General features: G+C 67.0%; 18 protein-coding genes. 14 read left to right on the top strand and 4 right to left on the bottom strand.

Going from position 1 to position 19,129, the window contains the following annotated elements; genetic code table 11:
* The 6 genes from AC1REM_RS10155 (at position 1) to AC1REM_RS10180 (ending at position 4,227) form a co-directional block, all read left to right on the top strand.
* On the top strand, positions 1-291 hold the full coding sequence (locus AC1REM_RS10155) for a DUF1905 domain-containing protein (RefSeq protein WP_492514540.1): 291 nt from the start codon (positions 1-3) through the stop codon (positions 289-291).
* A gap of 51 nt (positions 292-342) precedes the next feature.
* Positions 343-558 (top strand): response regulator, encoded by a 216-nt coding sequence (locus tag AC1REM_RS10160; protein WP_204939701.1) that lies wholly within the window; start codon positions 343-345, stop codon positions 556-558.
* Positions 548-1,165, top strand: coding sequence for a CYTH domain-containing protein (locus AC1REM_RS10165; RefSeq protein WP_492514541.1), 618 nt, complete (start codon positions 548-550; stop codon positions 1,163-1,165). The genes AC1REM_RS10160 and AC1REM_RS10165 overlap by 11 nt, the downstream gene beginning before the upstream one ends.
* 72 nt (positions 1,166-1,237) lie before the next feature.
* The gene (locus tag AC1REM_RS10170; protein ID WP_492514542.1) at positions 1,238-2,404 is read left to right on the top strand and encodes a type III polyketide synthase; all 1,167 of its coding nucleotides are present in this window, start codon (positions 1,238-1,240) and stop codon (positions 2,402-2,404) included.
* The gene (locus tag AC1REM_RS10175; RefSeq protein WP_492514543.1) at positions 2,394-3,116 is read left to right on the top strand and encodes a methyltransferase domain-containing protein; all 723 of its coding nucleotides are present in this window, start codon (positions 2,394-2,396) and stop codon (positions 3,114-3,116) included. The genes AC1REM_RS10170 and AC1REM_RS10175 overlap by 11 nt, the downstream gene beginning before the upstream one ends.
* Positions 3,103-4,227: an FAD-dependent oxidoreductase gene (locus AC1REM_RS10180; RefSeq protein ID WP_492514544.1), complete on the top strand. Its 1,125-nt coding sequence runs from the start codon at positions 3,103-3,105 to the stop codon at positions 4,225-4,227. The genes AC1REM_RS10175 and AC1REM_RS10180 overlap by 14 nt, the downstream gene beginning before the upstream one ends.
* Before the next feature lie 61 nt (positions 4,228-4,288).
* Here the strand turns inward: AC1REM_RS10180 and lpdA are convergent, their stop codons facing one another.
* Both lpdA and AC1REM_RS10190 read right to left on the bottom strand, forming a co-directional pair.
* A complete protein-coding gene (gene lpdA / locus AC1REM_RS10185; protein ID WP_492514545.1) occupies positions 4,289-5,686 on the bottom strand; it encodes a dihydrolipoyl dehydrogenase in 1,398 nt (465 codons plus the stop codon).
* A gap of 9 nt (positions 5,687-5,695) precedes the next feature.
* Complete coding sequence (locus AC1REM_RS10190; RefSeq protein ID WP_492514546.1) at positions 5,696-6,370, bottom strand: copper resistance CopC family protein; 675 nt, start codon at positions 6,368-6,370, stop codon at positions 5,696-5,698.
* 109 nt (positions 6,371-6,479) lie between these two features.
* On the opposite strand from AC1REM_RS10190, the gene AC1REM_RS10195 reads away from it, so the two are divergent.
* The 3 genes from AC1REM_RS10195 to AC1REM_RS10205 all read left to right on the top strand — a co-directional run bounded on the left by AC1REM_RS10195 (position 6,480) and on the right by AC1REM_RS10205 (position 8,289).
* Positions 6,480-6,959, top strand: coding sequence for an FHA domain-containing protein (locus AC1REM_RS10195; RefSeq protein ID WP_492514547.1), 480 nt, complete (start codon positions 6,480-6,482; stop codon positions 6,957-6,959).
* Positions 6,959-7,645, top strand: coding sequence for a transcriptional regulator FtsR (gene ftsR / locus AC1REM_RS10200; RefSeq protein ID WP_204939708.1), 687 nt, complete (start codon positions 6,959-6,961; stop codon positions 7,643-7,645). The genes AC1REM_RS10195 and ftsR overlap by 1 nt, the downstream gene beginning before the upstream one ends.
* 98 nt (positions 7,646-7,743) lie before the next feature.
* A complete protein-coding gene (locus AC1REM_RS10205; protein WP_204939709.1) occupies positions 7,744-8,289 on the top strand; it encodes a MerR family transcriptional regulator in 546 nt (181 codons plus the stop codon).
* Positions 8,290-8,386: 97 nt separating this feature from the next.
* On the opposite strand, the gene AC1REM_RS10210 is transcribed toward AC1REM_RS10205, so the two are convergent.
* Entirely contained in the window at positions 8,387-9,196 is an 810-nt protein-coding gene (locus tag AC1REM_RS10210) for a ParA family protein (protein ID WP_492515467.1), read from the bottom strand.
* A 96-nt stretch (positions 9,197-9,292) separates the two neighbouring features.
* On the opposite strand from AC1REM_RS10210, the gene AC1REM_RS10215 reads away from it, so the two are divergent.
* Genes AC1REM_RS10215 through AC1REM_RS10225 form a run of 3 tightly spaced genes read left to right on the top strand, consistent with a single transcriptional unit; the run spans position 9,293 to position 14,937 of the window.
* Positions 9,293-12,700: a pyruvate carboxylase gene (locus tag AC1REM_RS10215; RefSeq protein ID WP_492514548.1), complete on the top strand. Its 3,408-nt coding sequence runs from the start codon at positions 9,293-9,295 to the stop codon at positions 12,698-12,700.
* A 42-nt stretch (positions 12,701-12,742) separates the two neighbouring features.
* Positions 12,743-14,446 carry a MinD/ParA family ATP-binding protein gene (locus tag AC1REM_RS10220; RefSeq protein WP_492514549.1) on the top strand — a complete coding sequence of 568 codons (1,704 nt, stop codon included), beginning with the start codon at positions 12,743-12,745 and terminating at the stop codon, positions 14,444-14,446.
* The gene (locus tag AC1REM_RS10225; RefSeq protein WP_492514550.1) at positions 14,446-14,937 is read left to right on the top strand and encodes a peptide deformylase; all 492 of its coding nucleotides are present in this window, start codon (positions 14,446-14,448) and stop codon (positions 14,935-14,937) included. The genes AC1REM_RS10220 and AC1REM_RS10225 overlap by 1 nt, the downstream gene beginning before the upstream one ends.
* 79 nt (positions 14,938-15,016) lie before the next feature.
* Here AC1REM_RS10225 and AC1REM_RS10230 read toward each other — a convergent pair whose 3' ends face one another.
* Positions 15,017-16,846 (bottom strand): AMP-dependent synthetase/ligase, encoded by a 1,830-nt coding sequence (locus AC1REM_RS10230; protein WP_492514551.1) that lies wholly within the window; start codon positions 16,844-16,846, stop codon positions 15,017-15,019.
* A 181-nt stretch (positions 16,847-17,027) separates the two neighbouring features.
* On the opposite strand from AC1REM_RS10230, the gene AC1REM_RS10235 reads away from it, so the two are divergent.
* Positions 17,028-17,726: a lysophospholipid acyltransferase family protein gene (locus AC1REM_RS10235; RefSeq protein WP_492514552.1), complete on the top strand. Its 699-nt coding sequence runs from the start codon at positions 17,028-17,030 to the stop codon at positions 17,724-17,726.
* Between the two features lie 38 nt (positions 17,727-17,764).
* Positions 17,765-19,099 (top strand): class II 3-deoxy-7-phosphoheptulonate synthase, encoded by a 1,335-nt coding sequence (locus AC1REM_RS10240; RefSeq protein WP_492514553.1) that lies wholly within the window; start codon positions 17,765-17,767, stop codon positions 19,097-19,099.
* Positions 19,100-19,129: the final 30 nt, after the last annotated feature.

The following is a 19,129-nucleotide window of genomic DNA, read 5'->3' on the forward strand; positions in this document are numbered from 1 at the left end:
ATGCAGATCGAGTTCGACAGCACCGTCATCCGCTGGAACAAGCGTCTGGATTCCTGGTACTTCGCGACCATGCCCGAAGAGCTTTCCGTGCCGTTGCGCGAGCTTCCCGCGCCGCCGCGCGGCTTCAACTCCCTGCGCGTACGCGCCCGTATCGGCGCCACCATCTGGAACACCTCGATCTTCTTCAGCGACGGCGTCTTCGTGCTGCCGTTGAAGAAGCAGATCCGAGACGAGCGCGGCATCACCGAAGGCGATCAGATCACGATCGATCTCGACATCCTCGATCTCTGACTTGCGCCCCGACCTCTCCTCGAAACGCGCAGGCGGCGCTATGGTGAGCACATGGCACTTGCGAGACTTCATGGCGGCCCGCTGGACGGGCAGATCCTGCCGCTGGACAACACCGATCGGGACAGCATGATCGTTCCCTATGGCGCCACGCAGGTCATCTATCGTCGCGGCACAGAGGCGACCAACACCGGTCAGGGCGATGGCCCCACCGAAGTGGGATTCTGGTTCGCTGAGTCCAGTGACGACATCACCCCCAATGACGACTGAACCGCAGCGAACGGTCGAGGTCGAGCGCAAGTACGACGTCGACGTGCAGACGCCGCTACCCGAGTGGAGCGGCATCCCCGGTGTTGTACAGGTGACGGACGGTGAACTCCGCCAGCTCGACGCGCAGTACCTCGACACGGCAGATGCCGCGCTCGCCCGTGTCGGCGTTGCCGTGCGCCGCCGTACGGGTGGTCCGGATGCCGGCTGGCACATCAAGGGGCCGCGACAGGGTGACAGCCGCCTGGAGCTCGGCTGGCCTCTGGGCGACGACGAGGAGCTTCCTGAGACCATCGCCACGGTGCTGGCGCAGTGGACGACCGAGCCCCTCACTCCGCTCGCTCGTATCGAGAACGACCGCATGGCCTACTTCCTGATGGGTGAAGACGGCGTGATCGCAGAGTTCGTCGACGACCGCGTACGCGCGACCGATGCGCGCTCCGGCATCCAGCGCACCTGGCGGGAGTGGGAGATGGAGCTGGGGCCGGCGGCCCCCGCCGATGAGGCCGCACGCGCGGCTTTCTTCGCCGCCGTCGAGGACGCCGTGCGCTCTGCGGGTGGACGCGACGCGTCATCCGGATCCAAGCTGGCGCGCGCTCTCGGCTTCTGAGCATGCTTCGCATCTGAGGGCTCTGCGCGCAAGCCCCTTTCCGGCGTGCCCGCGGAGTGCTTGAGTGGGCCCATGACGCGACCTGCCGTGCTCCGTTCCCTGCAGACGCTGCTGCCCGACACGACTCTTCATCAGCCGGAGGTGCGCGACGTCTTCGCCGCACAACCGGGGATGGGCCGGTTGGCGCAGCGGATCATCACCGCGTCGTTTGACGCCTCGGGCATCGATACGCGGTACACGGTGCTCCGTGAACTCGATTCCGCACACGGCGTGGATGATCCGGTCTTCTACGACCGGGACAGCGGGCTGCTGCTCTCGCCGGGGACACAGGTGCGCAACGAGCTCTATGTGCGTGAGGCCGAGACGATGTTCGTCGAGGTCGCGCGTCGCGCACTCGACGCAGACCCCGCGATCGGTCCGGCCGATGTGACGCACGTCATCACGGTCTCCTGCACGGGATTCCACGCGCCGGGCCCGGAGTATGCCATCGTGCGTGCACTGGGCCTTTCGGAGAGCGTGCAGCGCTACCACCTGGGATTCATGGGCTGCTATGCCTCGATGCCGGCGCTGCGTGCGGCCGCCCAGTTCTGCGCGGGTGACCCGCAGGCGGTCGTCCTGGTGGTCAGCGTGGAACTGTGCACACTGCATCTGCGTTCCTCGGAGAACCCCGACCTGATCGTCGCCTCCTCGCTGTTCGCCGACGGCGCGGCCGCCGGGATCGTCACGGCACGTACCGACATCGCGGATGTCCCGGGCTTCGTGCTCGATCGCTTCCATACCGCTCTGGTGACCGAAGGGGAGCAGGACATGGCCTGGACGATCGGCGACGAGGGGTTCGAGATGATCCTTTCCACCCGAGTGCCGCAGCTGATCGGGGCGAATCTCGACGCGGCACTGCGCCCGCTCTTCGAAGGCGACGCAGAGACCGCCGGTGCCTTCGATCGGTCGGAGATCGGCAGTGCGGTCACCCACTGGGCGATCCACCCGGGAGGGCGGAGCATCCTCGATCATGTGCAGAGCGGACTGCACCTCAGCGACGCGCAGTTGGAGCCCGCCAGGACGACACTTCGCGAGTGCGGAAACATGTCCAGCGCCACGGTCCTGTTCGTGCTGCAGCGCATTCTTCGAGGTTCCGACGCGCGCAGCGGAGACCGCGTCGCCGCCATGGCCTTCGGTCCCGGGCTGACCGCCGAGAGCGCCCTGTTCACCGTGCGAGCCGACGGTGCGGATGCTGCCTGACCTCTCGGTCCGCGCGAGTGAGGCGCGCGAACTGATGGATGCACCGGATGCCTCCGCGCCCATGCTCGATCGCACCTATGAGCGGTTCGCGCTCGTGAACGCCGTCGTCTCACCCTGGCGAGGTCTCTACCGCCGTGACATCCGCCCTCGCGCTCGCCGCGGACCGGTGCGGCTGCTCGACATCGGGGCGGGAGGTGGCGACCAGGCGCGGGCTCTGGCTCGGCGACTGCGCCGCGACGGGTTCGCCGCGCAGGTCTGGGCGCTCGACGCCGATGAGCGGGCGGTGCGCTGGGCGCAGGCCAAGGACGCATCCGGCGAGGTGCACTACCGGACAGGCAGTCTGGAGGAGCTGGCGGAGGCCGGCGAGCGCTTCGACATCGTGTACTCGAACCACGTGCTGCATCACGTCGCGGATGCGGCGCTGCTGCCATTCCTGGAGGAGAGTCGCCGACTGCTCGCCCCGGGGGGTGTCGTCGTGCATCATGACATCGCCCGAGGTCGGGGCGCGTACACGTTGTTCGCCGCGGCCACCTGGCCCTTTCGCACGACGGTGCTCGCGGGCTCCTACATCCGCGACGACGGGCTCACCAGCATCCGCCGCTCGTACACGGTGGCCGAGCTGAACGCCCGTGCCCCCGCGGGCTGGGAGGTGCGCGCGCGGATGCCCGCACGCGTCGAAGCACGCGCGGAGGCACCCGGTGCGCGGGCCTGACCACGAGGTGGCGATCATCGGAGCGGGTCCCGTGGGCATGCTGCTCGCCTGTCTGCTCGCGCAGGACGGCAGGGACGTCGTCGTCTTCGAGCAGCGTCCGCACCGTTCCGAACGCGGGCGGGCCATCGGCGTGCATCCGCCGGGGCTCGCGGCGCTCGCGGCGGCGGGCATCGCCGAACGCATGCGGAAGCAGGCACTGTGCCTGGACGGCGGCGAGGTTCTCAGCGCGGGAAGGATACTGGCACGGATCGATTTCCCGCCGGAGCATCCTGTGCACACCCTCCCGCAGCAGCGCGTGGATGGGCTTCTGAGCGCGCGTTTCGAGGAGTTCACGGAGGGTGTGCAGCGCGGACGTCGGGTGCGCGCCGTGAGACCGGACGGCGCGCAGATGCGCCTTGCCGTCGATGCGCAGGAGGTCACGGCCTCTCTCGTCATCGCCGCTGACGGGGTGCGCAGCGAGCGGCGGGGCGACGCGGGGGTCGCATGGCGGCGGCGCCCGGGACGCGCCGACTACGTCATGCTCGACGTCGACGATCCGGGGACGGACGCACAGGCGCGCCTGTTTCTGGAACCTTCGGGTCTCGTCGAGTCCTTTCCCCTGCCGGATGGTCGTCGGCGCTGGGTGCTCTTCCAGGCCCCCGAAGAGCCCATACGGTCGGTGCCGGATCTGCGGCGCGTGATTGCGGTGCGCACGGGGGAGGCGCCGGTGATTCCCGATGACGCGGAGCTGTCGGAGTTCCGCGCCCAGCAGCACTGCGCCGCGCGCTTCATACGTGGCCGGATGATTCTGCTGGGGGACGCCGCCCACGAGACCAGTCCGATCGGCGGACAGGGGATGAACCTCGGCTGGGTTCACGCACAGCGACTGGCCGCGGCGATCCGGCAGGGCGGTGCGCTCGGGGGGACGCAGCTCTCGCCGCTTCTCGATCTGTGGGAGAGCAGGGCGCTGCGCGCGGCACGTCGCGCGCAGCGTCGATCCGCGTTCTACATGGCGATGGGGCATCCGGCGAACGCGCTGGCGCTGCCTTTCCGAGATCTGCTCGTTCGCGCCCTCGGCAGCAGGGTGCTGCGCGAGCACACCGCGGCCGCGATCACCATGCGCCGCGTGTAGCAGGGGCGAGAAACAGTTCGGGCCCGGCACGCGATGCGCGCCGGGCCCGAACGGAATTCGATCAGAAGTTGATCATGTGACCTGCGAGGCCGTGGAAGCCTTCCTGCAGGGCCTCCGACAGCGTCGGGTGCGTGTGCACGTTGCGGGCCAGTTCCAGAGCCGTGAGGTCCCACTTCTGCGCCAGCGTCAGCTCGGGCAGAAGCTCCGAGACGTCCGGGCCGATCATGTGCGCGCCGAGAAGCTCGAGGTGCTCCGCATCGGCGATCATCTTGACGAAGCCGACCGGCTCGCCGAGACCGTGCGCCTTGCCGTTCGCCATGAACGGGAACGAGACGACCTTGATCTCGCGACCCTCGTCACGGGCCTGCTGCTCGGTGAGGCCGAACGAGGCGACCTGCGGCGAGCAGAAGGTGGCGCGGGGCATCATCCGGTAGTCGCCCAGGGTCTGCGTCTCGGCGCCACCGATGGTCTCGGCGGCGACAACGCCCTGTGCTTCTGCAACGTGTGCGAGCTGCAGCTTCGCGGTGACGTCGCCGATCGCGTAGATGCCCTCGACGTTCGTGCGCATGTGGTCGTCGATGTCGATCGCGCCGCGCTCGGTGAGCTTCACGCCCGTGTTCTCGAGACCGAAGCCCTCGATGTTCGGGGCGAAGCCGACCGACATGAGAACCTTGCCGGCTTCGATCGATCCCTGGTTGCCGTCCTTGCCCGTGTAGGTGACGGTGACCGAGGAGCCGTTGTCGACAATCGTCTCGACCTTGGTGGAGGTGAGGATGTCGACGCCGTAGTTCTTGTACTGCTTCGTGATCTCCTTGGAGACATCCGCATCTTCGTTCGGAAGGGCACGGTCGAGGAACTCGATGATCGTGACCTTGACGCCGTAGTTCGTCAGAACGTACGCGAACTCCATGCCGATTGCGCCGGCGCCCACGATGACGATCGACTCGGGCAGTTCGCGGCTGAGGATCTGCTCTTCGTAGGTGACGACGTTCTCGCTCAGTGAGACACCGGGAAGCAGGCGCACCTTCGAGCCGGTGGCGATGATGACGTTGGTGAAGGTGACCTCTTCGGTCGAGCCGTCGGCCTTGGTGACCGTGATCGCCTTGGGGCCCGTGAAGGCGCCGCGGCCCTGGTACTCGGTGACCTTGTTCTTCTTCATCAGGAAGTGGATGCCCTTGACGCGGCCGTCGGCCACCTCGCGCGAGCGGTCCCAGGCCTTGCCGAAGTCCATCGAGATCTCGCCGGAGATGCCGAAGAAGTCGGCCTTGTGCTTCAGCGTGTGGGCGAGCTCGGCGTTCTTCAGGAGAGCCTTGGAAGGGATGCAGCCTACGTTGAGGCACACACCGCCCCAGTACTTCTCTTCAATGATGGCGGTGGAGAGACCGAGCTGTGCGCTGCGGACGGCGGCGACGTAGCCGCCAGGGCCCGCACCAAGAATGACGACATCGTAATGAGGCATGTTCTAAGCCTATCGCGCGGAGTCGGAGTCAGAGGTGGGGGAGGCGCCATTGTGGCGGTAGCGGACGGCGAGCCAGATCGCTGCAGTCGTCGAGGCCAGGATCCCGGCGATGGAGAGGACCCAGACCCAGGCGGGCGCGGGGGACATGCCGGCGGTCCCTGCGGTCGACGGCTCTGCGGTGGGACGTGCCGATGCGGATGCGTCGGGCTGCGCGGTCGACGGTGCGCTCGTGGGCGCAGGGGAGGGCGCCTCCTGTTCCTCTTCGGATCCTGCTGCGACGGTGAAGGAGTAGCTCGACGAGCCCGGGTGGCCGTCGGCGTAGACCACCTTCCAGGTCACGGTGTACACGCCGGCGGATGCGGAAGGCGAGAGTCTCTGTGTCATGATCGGCCCGACCACGGTGGGTTCGCCGTCAATGACCGATACGCCGGAGCCGTCGACGACCACCACTTCGGTCGCGCCGGGCTCGGCGATCAGGTCTGCGCTGAATGTCAGCACGATCTCGTCCGGAAGGGCGCTGACTGTTGAATCCGCCGCGGGCGAGGAGTCGATCAGATCGGCATGGGCGAAGGCCGGTGCCGCGACTGCGGTCGCGAGCACTGCGGCCACGCCGAACGCCCCGAGAAGGAGAACGAGCGGACGAAGAAGGCGGGAGGCGCGATCCGGCACCGAGGCAAGCTGCATCCCTCGACCTTAGATCGCGGACCTCTGCGAATGACGTCGTCATGCCTGAGGATTCGGCTCCCCTCGGGTGCGTTGCATCCGTTAGTCTGGACGGAAGAGGAGGGCCACCGTGACACACAGCGAGAACCGCGACCAGCCATCCGCTATCCACCGTGATAGCGAGGCGAAGCACGACACCACACAGACCTTCGGGCACGACTCGGATCTGTCATTCGTGCCGTTCGGCGTGGAGCTCACCGACGTGGAACAGGCGGCGATCGCCGCCCTGCCCTCGGGATCGGCCCTGGTTCTGGTCCGCTCGGGTGCCCTCGCCGGCGCGCGCTACCTGATCGACGCCGATGTCACGACGATCGGCCGCCACCCCGAGGCCGACATCTTCTTCGACGACGTCACGGTCTCCCGTCGGCACGCCGAGATCCTTCGCGCCGGAACCGCCTTCGAGGTCATCGACCAGCGTTCGCTGAACGGCACCTACGTCAACGGAGAGCGTGTCGACCGCAGCGAGCTCGGCAACGGCTACGAACTGCGTATCGGCAAGTTCCGTCTCAACTTCTTCGCCTCACCCGCTGACGCCACGGCCAACGACTGATGGCCGCTGCCTCCGCCCGTGAGCGCTCTGCGCCCGCGGCGCTTCTCAGCATCGGTCAGGTGCTGTCGCGTCTCACCCCGGAGTTTCCGCAGCTCTCCTCGAGCAAGCTGCGTTTCCTGGAAGAGCGCGGCATCGTCACGCCGTCTCGCACCGAGTCCGGCTACCGCAAGTTCGCGCCGAAGGACGTAGACCGTCTGCGCCTTGCGCTCACGCTCCAGCGTGACCGCTACATGCCGCTCAGCGTCATTCGCGAGCACCTCGATCGCCGTGACGAAGAAGGCGTCGATCCTTCGGCAGATCTTCCTGTCTCGATCGTGGCGACTCCGCGGCGGTTCCGCCGTGAAGAGTTGCTGTCGGCAGCAGGAGCCGCGCCGCAGCTGCTGAACGACGCGATCAGCACTGGCGTGATCCTGCCCGCCGACACCTACACCGAGTCGACAGTCGCGCTGCTGCGCGGCCTTGTCGCACTCGACCGACATGGCATCGAACCGCGTCACCTGCGTCAACTGCGCCAGAGCGCGGAACGTGATGTCGCGCTGGTCGAATCTGCACTCTCCGCGCTTCTGCGTCGCACCGACACCGCTTCGCGGGCGAAAGCCGCAGAAATGGCTCCCGAGCTTGCGGCGCGCCTTGACGAGGTGCGGGGAATGTTCGCGAAAGAGGCGCTCGCGCGCCTGCTGTCGTAACGAACTGATTGCGACACACCTCCGCACACATGCGGATGTGATTGCCGGGGCAGGGGGCCTGCTCTAGCGTGGAGATATCGACTTCGAGGAGGTACGGCATGAGCGCCGAAGATCTGCGTGACCAGCCGTCATTCGGCGACGGACTCCTCTTCACGGACGGCCTGCCCGACATGGAAGACGAGGTCGGCTACCGCGGTGCCGTCGCCGCGCGCGCGGCAGGCATCACCTACCGTCAGCTCGACTACTGGGCGCGCACCGAACTCGTGGAGCCCACGGTTCGCGGCGCCAGCGGATCGGGCTCGCAGCGTCTCTACGGCTTCCGCGACATCCTGGTCCTCAAGCTCGTCAAGAGTCTGCTCGACACCGGCATCTCGCTGCAGCAGATCCGCACGGCCGTCGAGCAGCTCCGTTCCGCCGGAATCCGCAACCTGTCGGGGACCACGCTCATGAGCGATGGCGCATCGGTCTACCTCTGCACGTCCAACGACGAGGTCATCGACCTCGTCAGTCGCGGCCAGGGCGTGTTCGGCATCGCTGTCGGCAAGGTGCTGCGCGAGGTCGAATCCACCCTGATCGAGTTCGAGCCCGCGGCGATCGACCCGGTCGACGAACTCTCCGTGCGCCGCGCGCGCCGCACGGCCTGATTTTCGAAGAGACACCCCGGCAGCGGGAGCACTGCTTCCACCAAAAACGCCTTCGATGCGAGAGAACTCGCGCCGAAGGCGTTTCTGATGACAGGGATCAGGCGTGCGGTGTCTCGGGCGTGGAGATGCGGCCGGTGCGCATGATGCGATCGAGCAGTGCATCGAAATCGGTGGCGAGCTCCTGGGCCGAGTCTCCGGGCCAGATGTGCAGCGGTTTCGCGGCACCCTGCGCCTGCTGGAGCGATGTGCGCTCGGGCAGCTGCGGCGAGAGGACGAGCGGGCCGAACATGTCGCGCAGCTCTTTGATGCGGAACTGGTGCTCGATCGACTGCGGACGCACGCGGTTCACCACGATGCCGAGCGGCTGCAGGCGCGGCGAGAGACCGCGGCGGATCTCTTCGATCGCGCGCAGAGCACGGTCGGCGGCGGCCACCGAGAACAGGCCGGGCTCGGTGACGACCATGACACGGTCGCTCGCGGCCCACGCGGTGCGCGTGAGGGCGTTCAGCGACGGCGCGCAGTCGATCAGCACGAGGTCGTAGTCGGCCTCGACAGACGCGAGTGCCTCTTCGAGCTTCCAGACATCGCGCACCGTCGGGTGCGGGCCGTCGAAGTTGATGGCAGATGGACTGCCGATGAGGACATCGATCGTGCCAGGGTGCACCTTCGCCCACCCGCTGGAGGTGATCGCCTGACGGACGACCTTCTCTTTCGGGTTCGCGAGAACATCGGCAATGTTCAGCCGACCGGCGACCTGGATATCCATGCCGGTGGACACATCGGACTGGGGGTCGAGGTCGACCACGAGGGTCCGGACCCCACGGGCGAAAGCCGCCGACGCTAGGCCCAGTGTCACCGTGGTCTTTCCGACGCCCCCCTTGAGGGAACTGACGCTGAGTACGTGCACGAACACCACGTTACCGTCCCCTATGCTGGGGAAACACTCAGCCCCACCCTTGTGCGCGATTTTTTTCGCGCCTGAAGTGAGCACTACGAGGTGCGTATGTTCCAGAAGATTCTTGTGGCCAACCGCGGTGAGATCGCGATTCGCGCCTTTCGAGCCGCTTTCGAGGTGGGGGCGCGCACTGTCGCGGTCTTCCCTCATGAAGATCGCGGATCAGTCCATCGCTTGAAGGCCGACGAGGCGTATGAGATCGGTGAGCGCGGGCATCCGGTCCGCGCCTACCTCGACGTCGACGAGATCATTCGTGTCGCGCTCGAGAGCGGCGCCGACGCGATCTACCCCGGTTACGGATTCCTCTCAGAGAACCCGGACCTGGCTGCGAAGGCCGCGGCCGCAGGCATCGTTTTCGTCGGGCCGCCGGCATCGGTGCTGGAGATGGCAGGCAACAAGGTCGAGGCCAAGCGCCACGCGATCGAGGCGGGTGTCCCCGTGCTCCGGTCGACAGAGGCATCCGACGACGTCGAAGCGCTCGTCGCGCAGTCCGCAGAGATCGGCTTTCCGCTCTTCGCGAAGGCTGTCGCCGGTGGCGGCGGACGGGGGATGCGCCGCGTCGAGAGTGCCGGAGAGCTGGCACCCGCACTCGCGGAGGCGATGCGCGAGGCGCAGAGCGCATTCGGCGACCCGCGCATGTTCCTGGAACAGGCCGTCATGCGACCGCGCCACATCGAGGTGCAGATCCTCGCCGACAAGACCGGTGAGACCGTCCACCTGTTCGAGCGAGACTGCTCGGTGCAGCGTCGTCACCAGAAGGTCGTCGAGATCGCTCCGGCCCCGAACCTCGACGACAGCGTTCGCCAGGCCCTGCACACGCACGCGATCGCCTTCGCGCGTTCCATCGGATACGAGAACGCGGGAACGGTCGAGTTCCTGCTGGAGACTGCGGGGGAGCGGACCGGCGAGATCGTCTTCATCGAGATGAACCCGCGCATCCAGGTCGAACACACCGTCACGGAAGAGATCACCGACGTCGATCTCGTCCAGACGCAGCTGCGCATCGCGGCCGGTCAGACGCTCGCCGAACTCGGACTGCAGCAGGAGAACCTGCAGGTGCGCGGAGCGGCACTGCAGTGCCGGATCACCACAGAGGACCCCACGCAGGGTTTCCGCCCCGACACGGGGAAGATCACGACGTACCGCTCGCCCGGTGGCGCCGGCATCCGCCTCGACGGCGGCACGGTGCATCAGGGCGCGCAGATCAGCCCGCACTTCGACTCGATGCTGTCGAAGCTGACCTGCCGCGCGCGTGACTTCCCTGCGGCCGTGGCCCGCGCGCGTCGTGCACTGGCCGAGTTCCGCATCCGCGGTGTCTCCACGAACATCCCCTTCCTGCAGGCCTTGCTCGACGATGAGGCCTTCGTGAACGGCGACATCAGCACGTCGTTCATCGATGAGCGACCCGACCTGCTGGTCGGACGGGTATCGAAGGATCGCGGGACGAAGATCCTCAACTGGCTGGTAGACGTCACCGTCAACAAGCCGAATGGTGCGCATCCCGGTCACGCAGACCCGAGCACCAAACTCCCGGCCGTCGATCTCACGGTGGCTCCCGAGCCCGGTTCTCGTCAGCGTCTGCTCGAACTCGGGCCGGAGGGCTTCGCTCGGGCGCTGCGTGCGCAGTCCGCGGTCGCTGTCACCGACACGACTTTCCGCGACGCACACCAGTCGCTGCTGGCGACCCGCGTGCGCACACGCGACCTCACCGCGGTCGCCCCGCACCTGGCGCGTCTCACCCCGCAGCTGCTGTCGGTCGAGGCCTGGGGCGGAGCGACCTACGACGTCGCTCTGCGCTTCCTGGGCGAAGACCCGTGGGAGCGGCTCGACAAGCTGCGCGAGGCCCTCCCGAACGTCGCGATCCAGATGCTGCTGCGCGGTCGCAACACGGTCGGCTACACCCCATACCCGACCGCCGTGACGGAGGCCTTCGTGCGCGAGGCGGCGACGAGCGGCGTCGATATCTTCCGCATCTTCGACGCGCTCAACGACATCTCGCAGATGCGCCCGGCCATTGACGCGGTCCGTGAGACCGGAACCGCGGTCGCCGAGGTGGCACTGTGCTACACGGGCGATCTGCTGAACCCCGCCGAAGATCTGTACACCCTCGACTACTACCTGCGCCTCGCAGAGCAGATCGTCGACTCGGGTGCGCATATCCTCGCGATCAAGGACATGGCCGGCCTCCTGCGCCCTGCGGCGGCCGCACGACTCGTCACCGCGCTTCGCGAGCGATTCGACCTGCCCGTGCACCTGCACACGCACGACACTCCGGGTGGGCAGCTCAGCACGCTGTTGGCGGCGACCGCCGCCGGTGTCGATGCGGTGGATGCGGCATCCGCGCCGCTGTCCGGAACCACCAGCCAGCCCTCGCTGTCATCGCTGGTCGCGGCCCTCGCGCACACCGACCGCGACACCGGGATCAGCCTTGACGCCGTGTCGGATCTCGAACCCTACTGGGAGGCCGTGCGTCGGCAGTACGCCCCGTTCGAGTCGGGTCTTCCCGGTCCAACAGGGCGTGTCTACCACCACGAGATCCCGGGTGGTCAGCTGTCGAATCTGCGTCAGCAGGCCAAGGCGCTCGGGCTGGAGGGCGACTTCGAACTCATTGAAGACATGTACGCCGCGGCCGACCGCATCCTCGGACGCGTTCCGAAGGTGACCCCGTCGTCGAAGGTCGTCGGCGATCTGGCGCTGCACCTCGCTGCGGTGCGCGCGGATCCTGCGGACTTCGAGGCCAACCCTGAGAAGTACGACGTGCCCGACTCGGTCGTCGGATTCATGGCGGGTGAGCTCGGAGAGCTTCCCGGCGGGTGGCCGGAGCCCTTCCGCAGCAAGGTGCTCGCGGGCCGCGCGAAGCCGGCCGGTGTCACCCCCCTCTCCGCCGCGGAGGAGGACGCCCTCGCCGGAGACAGCGCAACGCGCCGTCAGGCGCTCAACACGCTGCTGTTCCCCGGTCCGACCGACGAGTTCAGCCGCGTGCGCGCGCAGTATGGGGACCTCTCTGTCCTCGACACCTCCGACTACCTGTACGGCCTCATGGCCGGCCAGGAGCACCTCATCGAGATCGACCGCGGTGTGCGGTTGTACGTCGGACTCGAGGCGATCGGCGACGCAGATGAAAAGGGCATGCGCACCGTCATGACGACGCTCAACGGGCAGTTGCGCCCCGTCTTCGTGCGTGACCGTTCGATCAGCGTGAATGTGCACGAGGTCGAGAAGGCGGACACCACCAAGCCCGGACAGGTCGCCGCGCCGTTCTCGGGAGTCGTGACGCTGAAGGCCGCCGTGGGCGATACCGTGCGTGCGAGCGAGCCCATCGCGTCGATCGAGGCGATGAAGATGGAGGCGGCGATCACCGCACCCGTCGACGGCGTCATCGAGCGACTCGCGATCGGTGAGACGCAGCAGGTCGAGGCGGGCGATCTTTTGCTCGTCATCCGCCCGGCGCACTAACCTTGCTTGGGCGAGTAGCTCGCCCAAGCTGGGAGTGACACCATGACCGTAGATCGCAAGAACTCGCGAAACGACGACGAGGAAGAGTCGCTCGGCGTCCTTGAAGACGCCGGGAACGTCGACACGACGGCGATCGGAATCCTCGGGGGCGCCACAGCTCAGGTGAGCGTGGCGCTTCCCGTGGAAAACGAAGACGACCTCGCCGATGACGACGTCGTCGCTGACGACGCGTACGACGAGCTCATCCTCGAGCAGGACCCCGCGGACCTCGTGAATCTCGGCGATGATGCTGTCGGCCGCATCCACGAGGCATCCGAGATCGCCGACATCGTGATCGAGATCCCCGCGGACGCAGAGCTGCCGGCCGAGCCCGAGCCCGTCGTCGAGGGCGTCATCGAAGAGGCGCACGACGAGTCGGACGCAGACACCGGCGTGGCCGAGACCATCGAAGACGCTGTGGTGCTCGACGAGCACACCGAAGACGAGGTCGACAACGCAGACGAGACGGCGGTCGCTGTGGAAGCTGATGCCATCGACGCCGAGCAGTCCGAGGGTGTCGAGGATGCTCCCGCGGACACTGTCGACGACCTGGGCGAAGAGACCTCGGAAGAGACGAACGCTCCCGATCTGACACCTGACGCACTGGCGGCGGCGATCACCAAGGCTCCCCGTCGCCCGGCGGCGCCATCGACTCTGAAGGCGGTACCCGTGCCGAGCGAGATCCCCCGACCCGCTGTCGATTCCGTCCGTGCCGCGGACGCCCCACCCGCGGCGAAGCGCCTCGATGACCTCGGCGAGCAGAACCGCGAGAGCGCGGATCTGCTGACCGCAGACCGTCTGCTCGACCCGCATCGGGTCACCAAGCCGGAGCCGCAGGGTGCCTGGAGCCACTTCGTCTACACGGTCTCGGGTCGCCGCATCAACCTCGGCGACGGAAAGCGCGCCCGCGCCCAGAAGGAACTCACGGCGCGTATTGCCGCACCCCTCACAGGCGGCGCCCGCTTCGTTCCGGTGCTCTCACGCAAGGGCGGCGTCGGCAAGACGACGATCACCGCGCTGCTGGGGATGGCGCTGGCGGACGCGCGAGACGACCGCGTCATCGCGGTCGACGCTAATCCTGACCGCGGAACTCTGGCGGAGCGCATCGCCCGTCCGAACGGCAAGACCGTGCGTGACCTCGTGCGCATTCACGACGACGTCAAGGGCTACCATGACATCTCCGCGATCGTGTCGCGCGATGCCACCCGTCTCGACGTGCTGGCCTCCGACACAGACCCGCGCGTCTCCGAGGCGTTCAACGACGAGGACTACGAGAACGTCGCCTCGGTCGCCGCGCACTACTACTCGCTCGTGCTCACCGACACCGGCACCGGTATCGTCCACTCGGTCATGGGAGCCACGCTTGACCACGCCGACCACCTCGTGATCGTCGCAGGTCTCAGCATCGACGAGGCGCGTCTGGCGTCCGAGACGCTGACCTGGCTCGAGAGCAACGGCTACGCCGAGAAGGCACGCGACGCGATCGTGGTGCTCAACCAGTCCACGCCGGGCGCACCTCTCGTGCGTCTGGATGAGCTGGAAGCGCACTTCGGCACCCGCGTCCGACACGTGCTGCGGATGCCCTATGACGCGCAGATCGCGTCGGGCAGCGCCATCACGTTCGCGAACCTGCAGCCGGAGACCCGCGTTGCGGCTCGCCAGCTGGCCGCGCTCGTCGTCGAGAACCTTCGCTCGCGGGCGGCCTGATGACCGTTCGCGAGATCCGCGTCTTCGGCGATCCCGTTCTGCGCACGGTGTGCGCGCCCATCGAGACGATCGATGACGGCGTGCGCGCGCTCGTCGACGACCTCATCGACTCCGTGAAGGTGCCGGGACGTGCGGGTGTCGCCGCCCCGCAGATCGGCGTCGCGCTGCGCGCCTTCAGCTACAACATCGATGGCGACATCGGATACGTGCTCAACCCGGTCCTCACCGAGGTTCGCGGTGAGCCTGTGCCGACGGGGGAGGGCTGCCTCTCCGTGCCCGGGCTGTGGCACGACGCGCTTCGCCACCCGTGGGCACGCGTCGAAGGCATCGACCTCGACGGAAATCCCGTGGTGATCGAGGGTGAAGGGCTCATGGCGCAGGCATTGCAGCATGAGACCGATCACCTCGACGGCAAGGTCTATCTCTCGCGGCTCCCCCCGGAGACGCGACGCGTCGCGATGCGGCAGGTGCGCGAGAGCGATTGGTTCTGACGTCACATACCGACTCGGATGACACATCTGAACGAAGAAAGGGCCCCCGCTCCTGCGGGGGCCCTTTCTTCGTCGCTGCTCAGCCGAGCGGCACCGTGGTGGTGGAGGTCGGCTCGCTGTAGATCTTCTGGATCTCGTCATCGAAGTCGGCCATGATCACATTTCGCTTGATCGACATCTTCGGCGTGAGGTGCCCGCTGGCCTCGGTCCATTCCAGCGGAAGGATCGTGAACTTGCGGATCGACTCGGCGCGGGAGACGTGGCTGTTGGCCGCATCGACGGCGCGCTGGACCTCAGCGCGTACGGCGTCGTTCTTCGCGGCATCGGCGAGTGACATGTCGGCGGGGAGCCCGTTGTTGGCGAGCCAGGTCGGCAGCATCTCGCTGTCGAGCGTGACGAGCGCGGAGATGAAGGGGCGCTGGTCGCCGACGACCACGACCTGACCGACGATCGGGTTCGAGCGGATCGGGTCCTCGAGCGCCGCGGGGGCGACGTTCTTTCCGCCCGCTGTGACGAGGATTTCCTTCTTGCGGCCCGTGATCGTCAGGAAGCCCTCGGCATCGAACGATCCGATGTCGCCCGTCCGGAACCAGCCGCCCTCGCTGAACGCCTCTGCGGTCGCCTCGGGGTTGTTCCAGTACTCCTTGAAGACGTTGATGCCGCGCACCTCGATCTCGCCGTCGTCGCCCAGGCGGACGCCGACACCGGGAAGCGCAGGTCCGACCGTGCCGATCTTCGACTTGTCAGCGAGGTTCACCGTGGCAGGGGCCGTCGTCTCGGTGAGTCCGTAGCCCTCGAGGATCACGACGCCGAGGCTGTGGAAGAAGTGCCCCAGTCGCGAGCCCAGGGGAGCGGAACCGGAGACGGCGTACACGACATTGCCGCCCATCGCGGTGCGCAGCTTGCTGTACACGAGCTTGTCGAAGAGCGCGAACTTGATCTTCAGACCCAGAGGAATCTTCTTGCCCTCTTCGACGAGGCGCGAGTGCTCGACCGCGGCCGCTGCGGCCGCGCGGAAGATCTTGCCCTTGCCGCCGGCCTCTGCCTTCTGCTCGGCCGAGTTGTAGACCTTCTCGAAGACGCGTGGGACGGCGAGGAGGAAGGTCGGCTTGAACGACCCGAGCGCGGGCAGCAGCTGCTTCGTGTCGGGCTGGTGGCCGGTGCGCACTCCCGAGTGCACCGCGAGGATCGAGATGAAGCGCGCGAACACGTGCGCGGTCGTGATGAACAGCAGCGTGGAGGCCCCTGGCATCGAGACGACGGCATCGAGCGACTTCGCGGAGTTGCGCGACAGCTCGACGAAGTTCGAGTGCGTGAGGACGCAGCCCTTGGGGCGCCCGGTGGAGCCGGACGTGTAGATCAGGGTGGCGAGATCTTCGCCGCGAGCGATGTTGCGACGCCGTTCGATCTCGGCGTCCTCGACGTCGGCGCCCTGCGCGGTGAGGGTGTCGATCATCCCGAGGTGCATCTGCCAGACGTCGCGGACGAGCGGCAGCTCGCTGCGCACCTCATCGACGCGGGCGAAGTGCTCGGGCGATTCGAGGATGAGTCCGGTCGCGCCGGAGTCCTCCATGATCCACTGGATCTGCGACGGAGAGCTGGTCTCGTAGATCGGCACCATCACGGCGCCGGCGTAGAACAGCGCGAAGTCGATGAGAGTCCACTCGTACGTCGTCCGTGCGATGAAGCCGACCTTCTCACCCGGCTGGATGCCCGCGGCGACGAAGCCTTTGGCGAGTGCGACGACAGCGGCCTGGAACTCGGCCGCGGTGATGTCGCGCCAGCCCTCGCCCTCTGGGACAGAGAAGAGCGCCAGATTCGGCGTCTTCTGAACACGTTGGACCAGCAGATCCGTGATGTTCGCTTCGGGATCAGCAGGGACGATCGCAGGGACTTCGAACTGGATCACGGCAACTCCTTCGGTACCGGACGGGGTACGGGCTTTTCCCGAGTCTAGGGCAAGGCGCCCCGCTGTCGGGGGCATTTTGATGGGATTCAGTTGCAATATTCTTGACACTGAGTCGCACGTCCCGGCATGTCGTGGCCCGGGGCTCTCGTTGCGCGTGCGCCCCGGCGATAGACTGCACTCGATGTTCTACTGGCTGATGAAGAATGTGGCGATCGGCCCCTGGGTGAAGGGGATCTTCCGTCCGTGGATCGTCGGGCGTGCCAACGTTCCGACTACCGGGGCGGCTATTCTCGCGAGCAATCACCTCTCCTTCGCCGACTCCATCTTCCTGCCGCTCATGCTTGATCGGCCGATGGCGTTCCTCGCCAAGAGCGACTACTTCACAGGCCGCGGCATCAAGGGGTGGGCGACCAAGGTGTTCATGAAAGGCACCGGTCAGCTTCCGATCGACCGCTCCGGCGGCAAAGCCTCCGAGGCGTCGCTGAACACCGGGCTCCAGGTTCTGGGCCGGGGGGAGCTTCTCGGCATCTATCCCGAGGGCACGCGCAGCCCTGACGGCAAGCTGTATCGCGGACGCACGGGCATCGCCCGCATGGCGCTGGAGGCCAAGGTCCCGGTGATTCCGGTGGTCATGGTCGACACCGACCGCGCTATGCCGATCGGACGCAAGGTCCCGCGCATCGTGCGTGTGGGAATGGTCATCGGCGAACCGCTCGACTTCTCGCGATACGACGGGATGGAGAACGACCGCTACATCCTGCGCTCGGTCACGGACGAGATCATGGTGGCCCTCCAGCGGCTCGGGGAGCAGGCCTACGAAGACGTGTACGCCTCGACGGTCAAAGACCGCCGTCCCGGTGCCGTCACAGAGGCCCGCTGACGCATCCGAGCCATCTCACGGCGGGCTAGGATTACCGCATGCCTTCCCTTTCCGACCTTGATGCGTGGCGCTCGCTTCCCATCAAGCAGCAGCCCCAGTGGCCCGACGCCGAGCGAGTCGCGGCCGTCTCCGCACAGCTCTCGGTGATGCCTCCGCTCGTTTTTGCGGGCGAGGTCGACAACCTGCGTGAGCGTCTCGCACGCGCCGCCTCGGGGCAGGCCTTCCTGCTTCAGGGCGGCGACTGCGCCGAGACGTTCGCCGGCGCGACCGCCGACCAGATCCGCAACCGCATCAAGACAGTGCTGCAGATGGCGGTCGTGCTCACCTATGGCGCGTCGATGCCGGTCGTGAAGATGGGACGCATGGCGGGCCAGTTCGCCAAGCCGCGCTCAAGTGACACCGAGACGCGTGGCGAGGTCACTCTTCCCGCCTACCGCGGTGACATCGTCAACGGCTACGACTTCACCGAGGCTTCGCGCACGGCAGACCCGGGCCGTCTGCTCCAGGGGTACCACACCGCATCCTCGACACTGAACCTGATCCGGGCCTTCACGCAGGGCGGTTTCGCCGATCTGCGCGAGGTGCACTCCTGGAACAAGGGCTTCGCGCAGAACCCGGCGAACCAGCGCTACGAGCGCATGGCCGCGGAGATCGATCGTGCGATCAAGTTCATGGAGGCCGCCGGCGCGGACTTCGATGAGCTCAAGCGCGTCGAGTTCTTCACGGGGCACGAGGGGCTGCTCATGGACTACGAGCGCCCGATGACGCGTATCGACTCGCGCACGGACACTCCGTACAACACCTCTGCGCACTTCCTGTGGATCGGGGAGCGCACGCGTGAGCTCGATGGTGCACACGTCGACTACTTCTCGAAGATCCGCAACCCGATCGGCGTGAAGCTCGGGCCGACCACGACGCCCGAGACGGCACTGGCGCTCATCGACACGCTCGACCCGAATCGCGAGCCCGGACGCCTGACGTTCATCACGCGCATGGGAGCGGACAAGATTCGCGACGCACTGCCGCCGCTGCTCGAGGCTGTCAAGGACTCGGGTGCGACGCCGCTGTGGGTCACCGACCCGATGCACGGCAACGGCATCACGACGCCGACGGGCTACAAGACGCGTCGCTTCGACGATGTCGTGCACGAGGTGCGCGGCTTCTTCGAAGCGCACCGTGCGGTCGGCACGTTCCCGGGCGGCATCCACGTCGAGCTCACGGGCGATGACGTCACCGAGTGCCTGGGCGGTTCCGAGCAGATCGACGAGGCAGCCCTCGCGACCCGCTACGAGTCGCTCTGCGATCCGCGCCTGAACCACATGCAGAGCCTGGAGCTCGCCTTCCTCGTCGCGGAAGAGCTCGAGAAGCGCTGAGTTTCGGCTTTCATGAGTGAACGCCCTTCC

The organism is Microbacterium sp. GW823-FHT02G05 (assembly GCF_058797175.1).